At 59.1% G+C, this 16,912-nt stretch carries 19 protein-coding genes; 3 read left to right on the top strand and 16 right to left on the bottom strand.

Annotation, left to right across the window (positions count from 1 at the left end):
- Nucleotides 1–52 precede the first annotated feature (52 nt).
- From GOX53_RS30415 to GOX53_RS27230, 3 genes are all read right to left on the bottom strand, one after another.
- Entirely contained in the window at nt 53–385 is a 333-nt protein-coding gene (locus GOX53_RS30415) for an autoinducer binding domain-containing protein (RefSeq protein ID WP_171182015.1), read from the bottom strand.
- 3 nt (nt 386–388) lie between these two features.
- Nucleotides 389–685 carry a hypothetical protein gene (locus GOX53_RS27235; protein WP_171182014.1) on the bottom strand — a complete coding sequence of 99 codons (297 nt, stop codon included), beginning with the start codon at nt 683–685 and terminating at the stop codon, nt 389–391.
- Between the two features lie 234 nt (nt 686–919).
- Nucleotides 920–1,582, bottom strand: coding sequence for an autoinducer binding domain-containing protein (locus GOX53_RS27230; protein WP_171182012.1), 663 nt, complete (start codon nt 1,580–1,582; stop codon nt 920–922).
- Between the two features lie 193 nt (nt 1,583–1,775).
- Here GOX53_RS27230 and GOX53_RS27225 point away from each other — a divergent pair, with 193 nt between their 5' ends.
- Entirely contained in the window at nt 1,776–2,423 is a 648-nt protein-coding gene (locus GOX53_RS27225; RefSeq protein ID WP_171182010.1) for an acyl-homoserine-lactone synthase, read from the top strand.
- Between the two features lie 60 nt (nt 2,424–2,483).
- Complete coding sequence (locus tag GOX53_RS27220) at nt 2,484–2,987, top strand: hypothetical protein (protein WP_171182008.1); 504 nt, start codon at nt 2,484–2,486, stop codon at nt 2,985–2,987.
- A gap of 348 nt (nt 2,988–3,335) precedes the next feature.
- Here GOX53_RS27220 and GOX53_RS27215 read toward each other — a convergent pair whose 3' ends face one another.
- The 10 genes from GOX53_RS27215 to GOX53_RS27170 form a co-directional block, all read right to left on the bottom strand.
- Nucleotides 3,336–5,465 (bottom strand): thioredoxin domain-containing protein, encoded by a 2,130-nt coding sequence (locus tag GOX53_RS27215; RefSeq protein ID WP_171182006.1) that lies wholly within the window; start codon nt 5,463–5,465, stop codon nt 3,336–3,338.
- On the bottom strand, nt 5,462–6,040 hold the full coding sequence (locus tag GOX53_RS27210) for a 4Fe-4S dicluster domain-containing protein (RefSeq protein WP_171182004.1): 579 nt from the start codon (nt 6,038–6,040) through the stop codon (nt 5,462–5,464). Before GOX53_RS27210 ends, GOX53_RS27215 begins: the two co-directional genes overlap by 4 nt.
- A gap of 33 nt (nt 6,041–6,073) precedes the next feature.
- Entirely contained in the window at nt 6,074–7,627 is a 1,554-nt protein-coding gene (locus GOX53_RS27205; protein ID WP_217351964.1) for a 4Fe-4S binding protein, read from the bottom strand.
- Between the two features lie 69 nt (nt 7,628–7,696).
- Nucleotides 7,697–8,311, bottom strand: coding sequence for a hypothetical protein (locus GOX53_RS27200; RefSeq protein WP_171182003.1), 615 nt, complete (start codon nt 8,309–8,311; stop codon nt 7,697–7,699).
- A 9-nt stretch (nt 8,312–8,320) separates the two neighbouring features.
- A complete protein-coding gene (locus GOX53_RS27195) occupies nt 8,321–8,935 on the bottom strand; it encodes a 4Fe-4S dicluster domain-containing protein (protein WP_171182001.1) in 615 nt (204 codons plus the stop codon).
- Nucleotides 8,932–9,936, bottom strand: coding sequence for a 4Fe-4S binding protein (locus GOX53_RS27190; RefSeq protein ID WP_171181999.1), 1,005 nt, complete (start codon nt 9,934–9,936; stop codon nt 8,932–8,934). Before GOX53_RS27190 ends, GOX53_RS27195 begins: the two co-directional genes overlap by 4 nt.
- Before the next feature lie 7 nt (nt 9,937–9,943).
- On the bottom strand, nt 9,944–10,579 hold the full coding sequence (locus tag GOX53_RS27185) for a 4Fe-4S dicluster domain-containing protein (RefSeq protein ID WP_217351963.1): 636 nt from the start codon (nt 10,577–10,579) through the stop codon (nt 9,944–9,946).
- Nucleotides 10,580–13,285, bottom strand: coding sequence for a molybdopterin oxidoreductase family protein (locus GOX53_RS27180; RefSeq protein WP_171181997.1), 2,706 nt, complete (start codon nt 13,283–13,285; stop codon nt 10,580–10,582).
- 15 nt (nt 13,286–13,300) lie between these two features.
- On the bottom strand, nt 13,301–13,957 hold the full coding sequence (locus GOX53_RS27175) for a c-type cytochrome (protein WP_217351962.1): 657 nt from the start codon (nt 13,955–13,957) through the stop codon (nt 13,301–13,303).
- 56 nt (nt 13,958–14,013) lie between these two features.
- On the bottom strand, nt 14,014–14,655 hold the full coding sequence (locus GOX53_RS27170; RefSeq protein ID WP_171181995.1) for a NapC/NirT family cytochrome c: 642 nt from the start codon (nt 14,653–14,655) through the stop codon (nt 14,014–14,016).
- 307 nt (nt 14,656–14,962) lie between these two features.
- Between GOX53_RS27170 and GOX53_RS27165 the strand changes: the two genes are divergently transcribed.
- A complete protein-coding gene (locus GOX53_RS27165; RefSeq protein ID WP_171181993.1) occupies nt 14,963–15,394 on the top strand; it encodes a hypothetical protein in 432 nt (143 codons plus the stop codon).
- 332 nt (nt 15,395–15,726) lie between these two features.
- On the opposite strand, the gene GOX53_RS27160 is transcribed toward GOX53_RS27165, so the two are convergent.
- The 3 genes from GOX53_RS27160 to GOX53_RS27155 all read right to left on the bottom strand — a co-directional run.
- Nucleotides 15,727–16,053 (bottom strand): hypothetical protein, encoded by a 327-nt coding sequence (locus GOX53_RS27160; RefSeq protein WP_171181991.1) that lies wholly within the window; start codon nt 16,051–16,053, stop codon nt 15,727–15,729.
- A 34-nt stretch (nt 16,054–16,087) separates the two neighbouring features.
- Nucleotides 16,088–16,501 carry a hypothetical protein gene (locus GOX53_RS29645; RefSeq protein WP_217351961.1) on the bottom strand — a complete coding sequence of 138 codons (414 nt, stop codon included), beginning with the start codon at nt 16,499–16,501 and terminating at the stop codon, nt 16,088–16,090.
- Nucleotides 16,502–16,646: 145 nt separating this feature from the next.
- Nucleotides 16,647–16,912, bottom strand: a 266-nt coding sequence (locus GOX53_RS27155) for a BCCT family transporter (protein WP_171181989.1), incomplete at its 5' end; no start/stop codon positions are given.

Below are 16,912 nucleotides of genomic sequence, written 5' to 3'. Positions count from 1 at the left end.
CTGGAACTACTTCAAGGCTGCCGGCTATGTCTCAGGTTAATGGCGGGAGGCTTTAGGGGTCCTCACTAAAAAAGAACAAGAACATGTCGAACCATTCCGACAGTTGTACGACCTCACCATCCGTGTACTCCTGGTCGCTGCGTGCCGTATTCAGGAGCGAGACATGGCCATTTTGAGAACGTATGACTGTCGCGCCGAATTTCAGGCCATGGTTCCCAGCTTTTTTCAGTACACCTTTGATGTCGGGAACCTTGATCTCCGACCACCGCTTCGCTCTGCTGCCAGTGCAATGAGATGGAATTAGGATTGGGTCAACCATAACGAACCCGGGTTTCTCGTAGGTTTTCTTCCAACCATCGGGGTAAGTAGACGCCGAAAAGCCCACGGCTCAACCGGGAGAGTTAACCGTCACGCTGTACCCTGATTTGGCCACTTCGCCCAACCGGGCTCGTCCGGCCTCGTTTTTGTTCCAGAGCCGCACTACGTCATGATCTGAGGCTTCGGTTTTGTCCGGGACTGATAGATCCACGCTCTTGGAGATCATATCCGCCCAGGAGGAATACCCTATTTCCCTGGCCAGGTTATTCTGGCTTTTGGCAAGCTGTAAGCCGCTGCTATTGGCAAGATCCTTGGCTTTCTTGCGCAGCTTTTCGATTTGATGGAGTTGGTGCGAGTCGACCAGCATCACGATCCCTACACGATATTGGATGACCGGCCTGTCCAAGACCTAAAGGGCTCGTGTGGCAGAAATCGCTGTCAATCACTGGCTCCAGGCCTTACCTCATATCGCCGGTCGGAGGAGGCGTGTGAATCCGCCTGCTCAAAAGGTAATGAAAGCGAACCAGCGAGGCAACTGCCTTACACTGTCCAATGCGGGGATGCGGGCCCACCTGGTGCCGCCCGCTCGCGAGCCGTCACCTCAATCCAGCAGCTGTTCCTCGATGACCTTGCGAATAAGGTGTGCGGTGGACTTGCATTCGAGCTTGCGCTTGGCGCTTGCGATGCGTTCCTTAGCGGCGGACTCCGTGATGTTGAGCTCGGCTCCAACTTCCCTGAAAGACAGTCCTTCTGTGTAGAGCTTCAGGACGTCGACTTCGCGCTCAGTCAACAAGTCGCCGGGCGCCACGTGCCTAACGAAGCGTTCCATTTCATCCGCGACCATGATCAATTCTTTGTCGGAGAATTCGCGGTCGGGTTTTGCAAGATAGATGACGGTGCGCTTGCCAGCGGATCTGTGGCTGAAGGAGGCGCCGAAGTTGAGATCGAACGCTCTCGCGCGCCTCCAGACCCCTCGTATGTCAGGAATCTTAATCTCGGACCACCGGATGTAACCTTCCTTGAACATGCTCCACATAAGGGCAGGATCGCCGACATGGTAATTCTTGCTGTCGTACTCAATCTGCCAGTCTTCGGGGTAGGTGCTGTCAAAGTGCTCGTAGCCACGCACGGAGTAATTGACCAGAAGCGTGTACCACTTGACATCCAGCGAATTTAAGAGCTCTTTCATAGGCCGAAAGTGGAGCTCTACCTTTTCGCTGATCTGCAGAATCTCACGGTCGACCTTCGGGATCGATTCGTCCATTTAACCAAACCTACCTCTCACAATCTGACAAATGACTGATGAAGTCTGGCTTTCGTCAGAGCGATTCTGGCTTTCGACAGTTGAAACCTGTCTTTCGTCAGAATTGAGGGTACTGCATGCATAAGTTGTAGTCAAAGCGGCCCGAAGCTGGTTGGCTGTGGCTTGCAGCATCTTGCCGACCAGAGAGATTGGGATGAACATCGAGACCGTGGTGATACCGTTTGGCCGCGACAGAAAGCACCAAAACCTTGTGCATGGGTACTACATGCTCAGGCACCGCGTCTTCGCCCAGGGTCTGGGCTGGGATCTCATCACCATCAAGGATGTCGAGCTCGATGAATACGATCGCGAGGGCGCGGAATATGTCATCGCGGTAGACGGTGATACCGGAGAGGTTGTGGGCGGGGCGAGACTTTTCCCTACTGACCATGAGTTCTACAGCTCGCAGCTGTCGCTTGATCCGAATACCTACATGATAGCGGACGCGGCGGCGGGGCTGCTTGAAGGCCTTCCCGAAGAGATTTGCACTTTTGAGCTGCCGCGTCAGGCCGACGTCTGGGAGCTCACTCGTGTGGCGGCTGTAAACCCTGGGGTCGCTGCGCCGATGCTTGAGGCCGCCAACAATCACCTGGCATTAAAAGGTGTCTGCAAATGTCTTGCCATGGGTTCTCCCGCCATAATGCGCGTCGCCAGGAAGCTCGGCTATGCACCGAGCTCAATCGGACCAATCGTTCGCAACGAAAGTGGCAATTTCCTTGCCTTCGAATGCGAAGTTGTTCCGCCGAAAGCGGCAGGTAGCAGTCCGAATAATTCGGGACTGCGATTACAACGCTGCATCTAACAGAATAAGCGAAGTACATGGAGGGAGTGTGAGATGGGTCACACAACAGGGACGTTGTTAATGCAGACGCTGGGTTTCGATGCCAGCGATCTCGCCAGGCACTACGGGGTTCCCGAAAGCACGGCCGTCGATATCAGCAATGCCGTTCAGCAAATGCCAATGGCACTCGAGAACCAGGTTTTCGAAACGATTGCCGGCATGCGGAGCCTGACGAAGAAGATGTCAAGATGGTATGTGGATGCGTCCAAGGACGATCCGACAATCGTCATTGGTTATCCGTGCGAGAGGTTCGCAGCACGGCATGGAATCAATGTTTCACAGAAGTTTTTGTCGACCGCTCTTGCGTCAATTATCGAAGAGGTTGGGCCTGACTACTTAATTGATATCGCCGACATGGAGACTGACCCGCCGCAGGACCAGGATCTTTATCGTCAAGCGGTTCACTGGCTGGATGTGGTTCTTGAGTTCATCGGCGCGCGTCCGAAGAAAAGACTGGAGGCGGGCGGGGCACTCGCCGCGATGCCGTCGCCTAATTATCGTCTACGAGTTGCTGGCAAACGGTAAGGCAGAACTTATGAGTGCGCAGATGACCGAGGCACAGCCGGTGATAGAAATTTATGATCCCGACACAGGTGAAAACATAGCATTGATTCACAAGTGGAACAACGGAGAGGTCACCGCATCTACTGGCAACTCAACGAGTAAAATATCGTTCCGACACGTCAAGTCCATCGGAGGTTCAGGATCTTCGGCCGACCGACCGGAATGAAACATGAAAGCTTTGGAGAGAGTCCGATCTTCTGTGTATGACTGATCTGGTCCATGCTTCTGGAAAAGGAAGCAAGGATGACGGACAGGTTGGGTAGTGCCTATGGGGAAAGCGCGTCGGCGGTTGGAACCGAGTTGGTCATGTCATCTGGCCGTTTGATGATTAATGGCATCAAGCTGCATCGCGAACGCGTCGACTGAATTGACAGGAAAGTTGCACAGCCGGTTGCGGCAGATATAGGCAGTCGGGCGGTTGTCCAGCAGCGGGCGGCCAGACAGCAATATCCAGTCGCCGTCGAGCTGTGGAGCATCTTCGGGGATCACTGCAAGAACCGTGCCAGGAAGCCGCCGACGGCGGACTTCTCGCAACAGGTCCTGGGTCGCGTCGTCCTGCAGGCGCCCGACAATGACGATTTCGCGTGCTTCATTCGATCGGAAAGAAAGTCCGTTCAACGATCCCGTCACCGAACCGGCCGAGGTTTCAAAATGACTGGCAAGCTCCAGAGCCACCTCCTCCGCCCGGCGGGCAAATGCCTCATCGGCACCGAAGAGGCGCAGGCGATAGAGGGCGGACATTGCTATAGCGTTGCCCGAGGGAGTTCCGATCTCGTCGAGTATGACGCGGGTTGGAATGTCCGAATCCCGGTCAATGGGCGTGAACTGAAACAGTGCTCCCGTTTCCGCCTGGAACAGCGTGAACGCGTCCTCCATCAAAGCAAGCGCCCGGTCCAGATGTTCGGGATCGAAGTCGGTCTCGAACAGGTCGATCAGTGCCTGAGCAAGAAAGGAATAGTCGTCGAGAAAAACATCTTCGCCCAAAACCTCGCCTCGTCGGCTGTGGACCAGGCGGCCATTCGCATTCACGGAAGCCATCAGTTGCTCCGCTTCCTGAATGGCCACCTGATAGTAGCGTTCCTCTCCCAGCACCTGGGCGGCCTTCGCAAAGGCACTGACGGCCAGGGCGGTCCAGGATGTCAGCACCTTGTCATCGCTCAATGGTGCAGGTCGTCTTGCCCGCGCAGCACGCAACCGTTGAAGGTTCTTGGAATGACGGGTCTGGATATCCAGAAACGCGGCCGGTTCCCGCCGAATCCGCAGGACGGCGCGTCCCTTCAACAAGCCGTGCTCGGAATCCAGATAGTCTGACAGGAACGGTGCAGCTTGGGCCTCTCCGAGAACCGCGCGCACCTCCTCGGTGGTCCAAGTGTAGAAAACGCCTTCGATTTCGCCGGAATCGGCATCAAGCGCTGTCGCAAAACCGCCCCCGGGCAATCTAAACCGCTCCAGAAGATCGTCGAGAATACCACGTGCCACCGCCGCGTAGCGTGGTCGACCGGAAGCCTGGTAAGCCTCTAGGTAAAGCACCGCCATAAGGGCATTTTCATTCAACATGATTTCGAAATGCGGCACCTGCCAGTAGCGATCGACCGCATAGCGATGAAAGGCACCGCCTAGTTGATCGCGAATTCCACCCGCAGCCATCTGATCGAGCGTGGCGAGCGTCTTTTCCATGAGACCCGTGTCGTCAAGCCTGACGGATTCATTCAGCAAGAAGGACAGGACGTTGGGAAACAGGAACTTCTGGCCTTGGCCGAACCCACCGTACTCCGCATCGAAGCTGTCGGTCCAGGCCTGCGTGGCAGCCCGGCGGGGATCGGACAGGCCCTGAGCCGGCCCGGCCGCGACTGCGCGGTTGTCGAACAATGCGCGCAACTCGCTGCTGATCTCCTCCACCTCTTTCAGGAATGCGTCGCGGTCGGTTGTCCACCGTGTTGCCAGCTTATCCGCCACGTCTAGCAAACCGGGGGTGCCGAATTCACTCTCCGGCGCGATGTATCCCGCAGCGAAAAGCGGTGTGAGATCGGGAGCCAGGAAGAAATTCGCCGGCCACCCCTGCTGGCCGGTCATCGCCGACATCACTGCCGCGAAATGATGATCGAGATCCGGTCGCTCTTCGCGGTCCACCAGAATACTGACAAAGTGATCCTTGAGAATGGAAATCACGCGTGGGTCAGAGAACGTCGTGCGGGCCTGTACGTGACACCAATGGCAACTCGCATACCCGATCGAGAGAAAGATCAGCTTCTGTTCCTGTTTGGCACGGCGCAAGGCGTCCTCGCCCCAGGGATGCCACTCGATCTCATCATCGGCATGCGCCCGGAGGTAAGGGCTGATCGCGTCTTTCAAACTCTCTGCCGCCGTCGCGCTGCTACCGGTCAGCATGATCCCCAGCAGCAGGACCAAGGCGGCGCGGACGATCGGGCACGGTCTCATGACGGCTCCGGCGTGTTGGCTGTGTGGACGATTGGCGAAATCGAGATCGCCTTCGTTTCGACGACGCAGGCCTCGCGGCAAAGCGCGCAGCCCGTACACAGATCGGCGCGGATGACAGGCCGAATGCCCATCTCGAAGTGCAGGGCCCCGGGAACCGGGCAGGCGTGGGCGCAGGCACCGCATTCCGGTCCGAGGTAGGCGATGCAGGCGTCTGAGTCGATTTCGGCACGGGCCAATTTCGGAAGTTCGGGCAGCTCCTCGTTGCCGTGATCGGGAACTGCCAGAGCGCCCGTTTCGCAGGCGGCGACACAAGGCCAGCCGTCGCACATGTGGCAGCTCCGGCTGAGCAGGTTCAATGCGGGAGTGCCTTCCGCCCTCCATCCCGAAGCCGCGGGAAGCGCGAAGATTGTCTGGTGCGGGCAGGCCGTGCCGCAGTCGCCGCAGCCGGTGCATTTCCTCAGAAAATCGGGCTCGTCCAGCGCATAGGGCGGGCGCACCCAGCGCAGGCTTCGTGGCCCCGGAGCGTCGTTCGGCTCGCCGCGCCAGGCGGCTGTCAAGAGCTCTCGTCGGTTCACATGGCCCTCCCGATAGTGGACCTAAACTTCCAGTTACAGGCGCATCACCATGGGCTGCATCAGAAGCCACAGGTGGAACGCGGTCATCCCGGCCGCAAACAGGGCCATCGGGGCCAACGCCACAATCTGCCTCGACCGGCCGTCCTGAGGCAGCAGGCTTTGCCCGCGGCTCTGGATTACGCGCATGGCAATCAGGAATCCAAGCGCGACCAACCCCGCCTGAATCGCATGGACCCAGCCATGCGGGATCGCCATGTCCATCGCGCGCACGTGTTTTTCCATGTCGCCAAGCGGAAGCGCGCCCTGGCCGAACGGGTTGACCAGAACCTCGGACAGGCTGGACCCCTCGCGCACCAGATGGTTTAGATTATGTGCCAGGTGGTAGGCGAAGGCCAGCGGCAGAGCCACGAAGGCAAATCGCGAGAACACGGTTGCGAACCCCGTTGTCAGACCCCCTACCCTGCAAGTCATCCAGACCGCCGCCGCGTAGAGCAGGAAGGGCGCCGCCAGGCTCGCCGCCAATCCCAGCGAGAAGCTCGTCAGCAGCTGGCCGGAATCGCCGATGGCGCGGGCAAGCGCGCTGATCCAGCCGTCCCAGAACGCCATCATCGTCAGACCGTGAAACCCGGTCAGGGCGAGCAGCCCGAGCATGAACCAGGCCTCGTCCCAATGCGGGCGCGCATCGCGGATCGCCTCGGCGCTCGGGCTACGCAGGCGCCAGACGACGTTGCTTTCCGGGCAAGACCGGGCGCAATTGCCGCAGGATGTGCAGAAGGTGTTCTGGCGCATCCGGCCCATCAGCTGGTGTGTCGGGCAAGGCTCGACGGTTTCCGATCCGTAGTAGCATTCGAGCGTGGTGCAATCGGCGCAGATTTGCGTATCGCGCGGGCGCTGCTCGACCGGTGCAAGTTGCGAGTAGAAGCCGACCGTGCGTCCGACCGGGCAGAAGAACCGACAAAAGGCGCGACGCTCGAAGATTGCCAGCGAGGCGGTTGCCAGAATGACGATGACCAGCGCCAAGATCGCCGTTGCGTAGGGGCTGACGGTCACGCCGACCCCGAGTTCGAGCCAGGTCAGCCCGATAAACATGATCAGCGCCGGCCAGAGGTTGCGCAGGTACTTCGGCACCCTCAGGACAAGGCGGCTGCCGCGGCGCGCGCGTCCGGTCAGGCGGCGGTTGACCAGCAGGTTGGCGAACGTATTCCACGGGCAGACAGCGCACCAGATCGAACCCGCGAAGAACACCGACACGATCAGTCCCGACCACCAGAGATTCCACGTCAGGACCGTAGCGGCGTTGCGCTCGGGGATCGGCGTGCCGTAGAGCCCGGACGCGATGATGAGCAGGAACAGGGCGAGAAACAGCAGCTTCAGCACCCGAAGCAGCCAGGTCGAGGAGGCCGCATAGCTGATCGCACCGCCGATCCCGGGCATTGCCGCGAGCTCGAAATGCCTGGTTCGGCTCTCCCCATCCGCGCGGGCAATCAGCATCACGCCTCCTACCAGCAGCATTGAGGCCAGAACCGCCAGGCCCCAGGCCAGCGGCAGCCCCGGGTGGATCATCTCGCCGCTATCGGTAACGCTCATCTCCACAGGTGTCGGCTCCGTCCCCAGTTGGAACTGGTCTGTGCGCCTGTGCCGCGCCAACGGACCGGACTAGTCATGGGCATTCCGTATCTTTCCGGTCATCGAGCGGCGCCGCTGGATAACGGTCACAGTCAGAAGGACGACCGTCAGAATGCCGATGGTTAGGCCGATAGGGCCGATCCGCGGCGGCGGACCGACGCGCAGCGGGAAATCGATCTCGTGCGGCTCCCCGTCGGCGTCGAAAGCGGCGCGGATCATGTAGCTGCCGTTCTCATGAAAGCTGAACGCCTGGCGGAACACGCCGTCGTCAAGCGACTGCCGGCCGAGGACCTCGGGCTCCCGGCCGAAGCCGAGGCGAGAGGCCCAGGAATCGTCCCGCACCGTGAAGGTCACCTGCCCGTCAAACAGCTCCTGCCCACCGAAACGTGTCACATAGAGGTTGATGCGGCCGGGATTGCCGGGTTTTGGGAAGGCGGGAAACACCATGTAGGTCACGAAGAAATTGCCGATCTGGGTTTCCGACTGAAGGCTTGAGGGCGTATTGGAATCCTCGCCGAGGCTGTAGGACGGGCGCCCCAGCACGTGATGGGCCTGGACCGCGGCCACCGTGCCCAGCCAGCACAACAGGGCAAAGGTTGCAGGTAGCAGCTGGCGCGAATGGCGGAGTTTCCAGGGCACGGGCATTGGCATCATTCAACCTCTGACGGGGGGACGCTCTGCGTCCTCGGGTCTTTCGACGATCCAGATCGGCTTGCTGGGGTGCGGGCAGATTTCCACGCACATCCCGCAGCCGACGCAGCCCGATTGTACCACGGGCCGGTAGACGTTGGCGAAATCGAAACTGATCGCCCTTTCGCCCAGAGGACAGATCGCGACGCAGGCACCGCAGATGCCCCGGTCGACCCAGGGGTAGCAGGCCGTCTCGTCGATATCGGCGTAACCCATATCGACCTCGTCGCGCCGCGCGACGGTCAGAGCTTCGGTCGGGCAGGCCTGCATGCACTTGTCGCACAGAATGCAGGCCTTATCGGTGGGGTCGATGTAGGGCGTGTTCACCGCACCGCCGCCGTCGCGGGCGTGGAACTTGATGCACCGCGGCGGACAAACTTCGCCGCAGAGACTGCAGCCGATGCAGGCGGAGACGAACGCATCGTCATCCTTAAGCGCCCCGGGTGGGCGCAGGTGGCTGCCATGGGTCCGCGCCGGCCCGCTCGGAGCCAGCAAAATCGCGATGCCATAGGGCAGCACGCCGGCCGACACCACGGCGGCGCCGGCCAGTAGTTCCTGCAGGAGTCTCCGACGCTTCATTCGGCCGCCTCCATGTCCTGCTGTGCGTACTCGCGCCGGTACTGGCGGCCAAGATGCCCCGGACCCTGTTCAGGATAGTCGGTGATCCGAAGCGTGAAGGTAAGCGCGGCGGTGGGGCAGATCGCCATACAGGCGGTACAGTTGTTGCACTCCTGCCCGAAGCCGTCCCGCAGCGGATCCAACCCGAATTCGCAGATCGCGTTGCATTTGGCGCAATCGTTGCAGGTCTCGACGATCCGTCGGATGCGCACCACCCGGTAGCGTCCCAGGAGGGAATACAGCGCCCCGCCCGGGCAGAGATACCGGCAGAATCCGCGCCGCGCGACCATAAGATCAAAGAGCAGCGTCCCGATGAAAAAGACCGCCCCGCCGCCGAAGCCGCCGAGCGCGACTGCGTAGTAGATCTCGCGCCCGATGATCGCCGGCGGATAGATCGTCGCGACCAATATCGAGCCGCTCGCCGCCGACAGGACCAGCCCGAGGACGAGCACGCCGTATTTAAGCCGCTTGTCGAACGTGCGGTTTCCGGGTTTCAGCCCAGCCCAACGCAGCCAGCCAGCGAAGTTGCTGTTGAGCTCGTAGAGAAACGTCGCCGGGCATACCCAGCCGCAGTAGAAGCGGCCAAAAACCATGCTCAGGACTACCGGGATCAGCGCGGTGAGCAGGAATGGCCAGTAGAGCGTCCTGCCCGCCGCCGACTGTCCAGCCGCAGCCAGCGGATCGCTCAGTTGCAGCCCCCAGAACGTGCCGGACCAGGTGTTGCCCTTGATCGCGTCGAGATCCTCAACCGGATCGTCGACAAACGGATCAGTCAGCGTTTCGACCACGTCATAAAGCCGCTGCTCGGACTCGGCCAACAGATCGTAGGCATGGGCCGAGACATAGGTCTGGTAGAGGTGCAGGAAGGGCAGCGCGACGAGCATCGCGAAAACGATGCTCAGAAAGGCCCACCTCAGCTTGTTCAGGTGACGCCAAAGAAAGAATGGTCCGCCGGTCTGCATGGCTCTGCTACCCCCGGTTCGGGATGATGCGAATGGCCTGGGGCATCTGGATGCAGGACCGTTCGCACAGTCCGCATCCCACGCATTCGTCGGTCACATGGGGCTGTTCGAGCCGACCGACCTTGATCGCCACGTCCTGTAACGGGCACGCGCGATAACACACGCCGCAGGTCTTGCCCTGGAAAGATAGGCAAAGCTGCTCGTCCACCCAGGCGGTGCCCATATCGACCTCGTCGAGGATCGCCTCGACCTCGTACTCGATGAACTGTATCGCCCCGGTCGGACAGACATCACCGCATTTCATGCACAGAATACAGCCCTTTTCGCGGGGAATGATATAGGGCGTGTCGATCGAGGCGTAGCCATTCTCGGTACTGAAATACTTGATGGTCCTGTTTGGGCAAACCTCGCCGCATTGTCCGCAATGAATGCAGAGCTGAAGGAAATCCTCCTCCGGCAGCGCTCCGGGCGGGCGCAGGTAGCGCAGCCCGCTTCCATTGCGCGCCGCCCGGCCGGCCTCCGGCGTAGCCGCAGAGGCCGCAGCCAAGGCGAGCGCCTGTACGAAGGTCCTGCGCCGCATCGACGGGCTGTGATCCTGCGGCACCGGCAAGAGGATCTTTTCGGTGCCGTTGCCTTCAGACATCTAGACCTTCTCGATCCGGCAGGCGCTCTTCTTGAAGTCGACCTGGCCGGACACCGGATCCCAGATCCGGCTGGTCACGCCATTAGCCAGCCACTTATTCTTCTTTGGATCGGCGCTGTCTGCCACCGACAGGTTCCAAGGCCCGAACATGTAGCCTCGCGGGACATTGTTGCGTGCCGGTTTGACCAGCGAGTTTGTACCGACCTGGGCACGGGCCTGAAGCGAGCCGCGCCTGGTGATTACGCGGACCAGATCCCCATCTTCGATCCCCAGATCCTGGGCATCCAGCTCATGCATCTCGACATACATTTCCGGCACCAGACGCCGTGTTGTTGGGCTGCGGTTGGACTTTGCGGTGTGGAAATGCTCGTAGACCACGCCAAGGCCGAACCAGTAGGGATACTTGTCGTCGGGCACTTCCTGCCACTTCTTCCCGCGATGCTCCTCATCCGGCATGTCAGGCGTCAGACCGGCATCGCGGACCTTTTCAATCAGGTCCAGGTTGTCGATCGTATAGAGCCCTTCTTCAGTACCGAAGCGCATCATTTCCTTGGTCAGGGCCTCGCGGTTGGAATAATCCTGGTGCACCAGTTTAATGTGCACCTTACCGTCCTTGGTGCGGAAGTATCCGTAGGGCTTGTCGGCCCAGTCGCCTTCCTGAAGCATGAAACGCCGCTTGGCCCCGCCGTTCTGGGCAATCTCGTAGGTCGGCGCAGGCCACTGGATGCCACGCAAGTACTCAAGCTGCTCATAGGGCGAGTCGCCGTCGAGTTTCTCGACTTCCAGAATCCCGGTCAGGTCGGTATCAGTTCCGTCGGAGGCCCTGATGACATCCCGGAAGACCTCTTCCGAGTTGTAGAACCCGTCCTCGCCACGCTCGTAGGGCAATGCCTTGGACATATCCAGGCCGAGCAGCTTGCCAATCCCCTTGGCTTTGTCGATCACCATGTCCATGTCCGGACGGCAGCCCGGCGGGGGCGTACCACCCTTCTGGCATAAGTTGATCCGGCGTTCGGAGCTGATATAGACGCCTTCGACCTCGCCCCAGGTCGCTGCCGGGAAGATCACGTCGGCATAAAGATTGTTTGGTGCGTGGCGATAGATTTCCTGCACCACGTTGAACGTCTTGGTGATCGCGGGGCGCACAAGATTGTATTGGTCCGGCAGGTCGATATGGGTGGCGTAGACAAGGAACATCGCCTTGACCTCGTCCTTGAGGGCACGTTCCATCATGCCCACCGCATAGCCGGGGTTCCCGGAATTATGCGCGTTGTCGAGGTTTTGCTGCGGAATGCCCCAGGCCCTGGCCATCTTGGCGCGGAAGCCGGCGTCGCTCAACGGCATGTTGAACGGCAGCCGCCCGGTCAGGCCGCCGGTAAAACGTTCGCCCATCGCGTTGGGCTGGCCGGTCATCGAGAACGGGCCGCAGCCGGGTTTCGCCAGGTTCCCGGTCAGGGTCAGCAAGTTGATGATCGAAATCACATTGTGCTGGCCGTGGATATGCTGGTTATAGCCGATGCCCCACATGATGATGACACCGCCATAGCCGCCTTCCTGGCTGCCCTTGGCGCGCGCCAGTCTCTTGCGTGTGGCATCGGCGAACATCCCGGCCACGCGGCGGATCAATTCGGGCGAAACATCGTGGTTGGGTCCACCCATCCGGTCCTGCACCTGTTCAGGACTGTAGTTGTTGAGCACACCTTCGACATATTCCTCCCATCCGGTGGCGTGTTGCTTGACGAAATCCCAATCGATCACGTCATCATGTTCTTTCAGCAGGACATGGGCGATGGCGTTGAGGAAGCTGATATCGCCATTCAGTATTGGTACATGGACCGTGTTTTCGGGGTTGATGTCCTCGTAACCCATCACAGTCCCGGTGCGGCGCGGATCAGCGATGACGGTCGGAATGTCGTTCTTTTTCTTGTGATCCGCGGCGCGCCAGAAAATGATCGGATGCGATTCACGGGCGTTGTGGCCGAAGTGCATAATCATGTCGCACAGCTCGATGTCATCATAAGCCAGTGGTGGGGTGTCCGAGCCCAGCGTCGCAAAATAGCCGGTAACGGCCGAAGTCATGCACATGCGGGCGTTGGCCTCGATCGTGTTCGAGCCGAGCACACCCTTCATGAACAGGTTCTCGAGATACTGGCCTTCCATAGTCAACTGGCCAGATCCGTAAAGCGCAATCGAGTTGCCGCCATAAGTCTGTGCAAGGTGCGCGATCTTGTGATCGACCAATTCCGAGGCTTCCTCGTAAGGGACGCGGACGAAATGCTCCTCGTCGAAGGAGCCCTTGGTCTTCGACACAAATTCAAGGTTGCCGTGGTCGGGCTTGTTCCATTCTTCCCAGACGTCCTTGCGGACATAGGAATCACCCTCCATCCGGTCGACGTACATCGGTTCGGCCGCCGTCAGGCCCTTGATGCACTGCAGGCCGTAGTTCGTGGGATGGTCCTTGTCGGGACGCATCGACACGATCTTGCCGTCCTCGGCAATGATGATCGTGCCGCAGCCGACCCCGCAATAGGGACACTGCGCGATCGCGGTGGTTCGTTCCGCCCCACCTTCGGCAGCCTCAGCGGATCCGATGAATAGTTCGGGGTTCTCGCTGACCATAAGGCCACTGGTTGCGGCGGCCCCGGAGACGAAGGCGCTGGTCTTCAGCATATCGCGGCGCGACAGCTCGTTCTTGATACGTTTCATGACGTTTTTCTCCGATCAATTCGCTGGAAGGCTGCGCAGATAGACGATGATGTCGTCGATTTCCTGGTCTGACAGGTTCGCCAGGCCGTCCGGCCCCTGAAACGCCAGCATTCTGGTGTTGGAGCGACCCTTCTTGATGGTCTCGCGAATGAACCCGTCCGAGACCTTGGTCAAGAAGCCCGGCAGACCAATGGCGGTCCCGGCGCCGCCGGCGTCGTAGCCCTCGGCATCGGCGCCATGACAGGTCGAGCAGATGTTGTGGTACCACTGCTCGCCCAGGCGCGGATCACCGTGGGCCTCGGGCTGGGCATCCACCTCGGCCGCCCGGTTCGGAAATTCGGAATGGGACCGCAGATAGGCCACAATCGCCTGTGCGCCGCTGCGGCCGATGTGCGAGAACGGCGGCATGCCGGTATCCTCGCGGCCGTCGCGGATCGTTCCGAGAAGGAAACTGTCCGACGAGATGCTCAGGAACTCGGGATTGGTCAGCGACGGCGCAATCCCGGGTTGACCAATGGCGTCGGCCTGGTGACAGGCCTCGCAATTGTCGACAAACAGCTCCTCACCTTCCTGCAGAACTTCGGGTGTTGCATCCTGCGCTAGAGCCGGCGGAACCATGCCGAACAATGCCCCGCCCACCAGTCCAAGCACCAATTGCCTTGAAGTCATCATTTCCTCCTCCTCTGTGTCCAAGTTGCTTGTCACAGGACTTCGCGTCTTCCTTGCGGCTACCATTCATCTCCGGGTTTCGGCCCCGCCATGCCCTCGTGGCAAAGCCGGCACTCCAAATCTTCGGACCTGAGCCTCACGTGGATCTCGTCCATCACCGCGTTGCGGTCGAATTCCTCGGGCAGGGAATGAGCAATTCCCTTGTGGCAATCGATGCAGGTCATCTGCCATTGGGTCCCCAGTTCGTGCAGCAAGCCGGCCTTGGTCTGCTGGGCGGACGTGTCCATGAAAGTGAATTCGTGGCAGTTGCGGCATTCGTGGGAGTCGGTTTTCTCCATGCGCTCCCAAACGTGCTGCGCGAGTTCGAGCCGTTTGGCATGGAAATCCTCGGGCGCATCAATCGACCCTCTCGCCCAATGATAGAGCTCGTTGGTGGCCCGTATCTTGCGAATGACCTTGGCTCCCCATTCCCGTGGCACGTGGCAGTCCGGACAGGACGCGCGAACGCCGGTCGGATTGGAATAGTGAACCGAGGATTTGTACTCCTCGAACGGATAGGCCCGCATCGCGTGGCAAGATGTACAGAACGTCTCGGTGTTTGTGACCTCCAGGCTCCAGTTGAATCCGCCCCAGAACAGAACGCCCGCCAGAAAGATGCCGCTCACACTCACCAGAGAACGAGAATAGGTCGACTTGGGCATGTTGGGTCTTAGCCATCCCGGCCACATCATCTCAACACGAGGTCCCCAGTTTCGCCTGCCGTCTGTACGTCAGGCCGGCTCTCTGCCGCATCCAATCAAAATGAACTGCCATCAACAGCAATATTTCGTGTATTCACGGCAACCAAAGCTGCCGGCGCGCTGTTTCGTGCGCGTCATATGGCCAAACGGGCCCACAGGAACACATCATGGATATCGACTATTGTATTCGAGGCTATGTCATGCAGGTCCGGTCCCATTTGATCTAGATCAAATGGGACTAGGGTCGCTGGACTCCTGCCGGGGCAGCGTGGACCACCTGACCGCTTGCGCCCGCAGCCACCTGCCGATCGAAACTCACGGGGTCCTTGCCTGCCATGCCCACCCTCCTACCGCCACCCCGACCCGTGAGTTGATCGGGTATCGAGGCGATCAAATGCCGCGAGGCTTAGCGACATACTCGATTATCAGACGGCCATGGGAAGTCCCGGCTTTGCCCGGATTTAACCGCATCACTCGCTTTCTTGACATCCGTCAGCCGGTCGTTCGAATTTCACTTGAAACAGAAACTCAGACCAACATGCCCCAATCTCGAAACCCGGAAATCCACGAACTCCCGATCTTTCGCGACATGAAAGACGACAATTTCGACCTACTCATGCAGCACGCAACTGTCGAAACTTTTCCACCCCTGAAGGAACTGATCCGCGAAGGCGAGTCGAGCGACGTGCTGGTGATGTAGACCTTCCCAGATACCGATGAGCACTGAATGCGGCTCGAACACGTGGCGGCATCGCATTTGGAGCGGTTTGCTTTTAGGAAGCCGCCGGTTATCGACTGGATCCCCGTCGCATGAGGCCTTTTGGCGGGATCAAGCGAAGGGTCATAATTCTTGGCTTTTTGCCGAAGCGAATTGGCTGGAATGAAGAATACGGTGAAGCGCTATCAGACGGATTGAAAGGGCGTGGTTGTGTCGGGGTTAACGTGTTCCTGGAACATTTCCGGCAGCAGATCAGACGGCAACTGTGCCCAGCAACGATGGACACTCCGAGATCTGAGTCGATTGTCATGCCGTCAGTCTTCGTGACCGCGCAAGCCAAAATCCCAATTTACGTCGCAAATATCGCAATGGAAGTGTATTGGCTTTCCAGAAAATCGATACCACCAACCTTTTGGAGCTCTGAGCGCACGACCGCAGTCTTCGCATGTGAGTGATTTCATCCATGCACCGGAAGCGATAATTGACACAAAAAGAGTTACGCAGAACACAATTAGTCCCGGAATCAAATTTACCCACGATACAGCGATGCCCACCAAGGAGACGAGGCCAATCAGAACCATAGCGGACTGCAGTGCAATTGGCTGGAAGTTCTTTATTTTTGAGCGTTTGAGCTGTGTCATAAACCGTTTCCTTCGGCTTGAATGCCCCCTGAACTCAAGTTGCGTATAGGATTGCAGCTCCACGATTGAACCCTATTCCGACGAGGCAAAGTCCAAGTAGCATACTTGCAACGGCAAGCGCTGTACGAACTGGACTTTTTTCACGCACCCCTCCAAAGCCTGCCGCTGCAGCGACCAAAAGCGATAAGGCAAATGCCAATAGGTACAAAAATTCAGTAGCGATCAAGACGCGTGCACTTACGAGCGAGCTCTGAAACAACCAATGCCCCACCAGCACCAACAGAACGAACCCAGTCCCAGTGAGGATCGGACATGTAGCCGCCAATAGCGATTCAATCTTCATAATTTGGGCTCCGGGTGCGTGGGTAAAGTAGATCGCTTTCGGGTTCAAATGGCAATTCGAATGCACAATTGCGGCAATGAGTGCGACAAGAAAAGTTTCAATCATCTTGCCGAGCCGACCGGTACCGTCATTTGTCTCCAAAATGGCAAATGTTCGTTTTTTTTAGCCTGGAAAGCACGGCGGTCTCGCAAGTCGATTAAACGGGCGGGGCCAGATGACCGGCCCCGCCATTGTACACAGAGCGAGGTCGTTACCTGTTCAGGAATTCCAACTCGCGTTTGTCTTCGACGTCCGGCAATGGATGTTCTTCGTGCAGGGTCCTGACCATGCCGTAAATCATCAATAAGACGATTACCGCAATCGGCAAACCTGCCACGATAGAGGCGGTTTGAAGCGCGCTCAGCCCCCCTGCGAGCATCAGTACCGCCGCAACGACACCAGAGGTCAGCCCCCAGAAGATGCGGAATTTGATCGGCGGGTGTTCGTCGCCCATCGATAGCATGGTGCACATGACAA

The organism is Ruegeria sp. HKCCD8929 (assembly GCF_013031405.1).
Lineage (GTDB): Bacteria > Pseudomonadota > Alphaproteobacteria > Rhodobacterales > Rhodobacteraceae > Ruegeria.
Note: the sequence above shows the minus strand (reverse complement) of the source record. Positions and strands in the feature narration are given on the sequence as shown.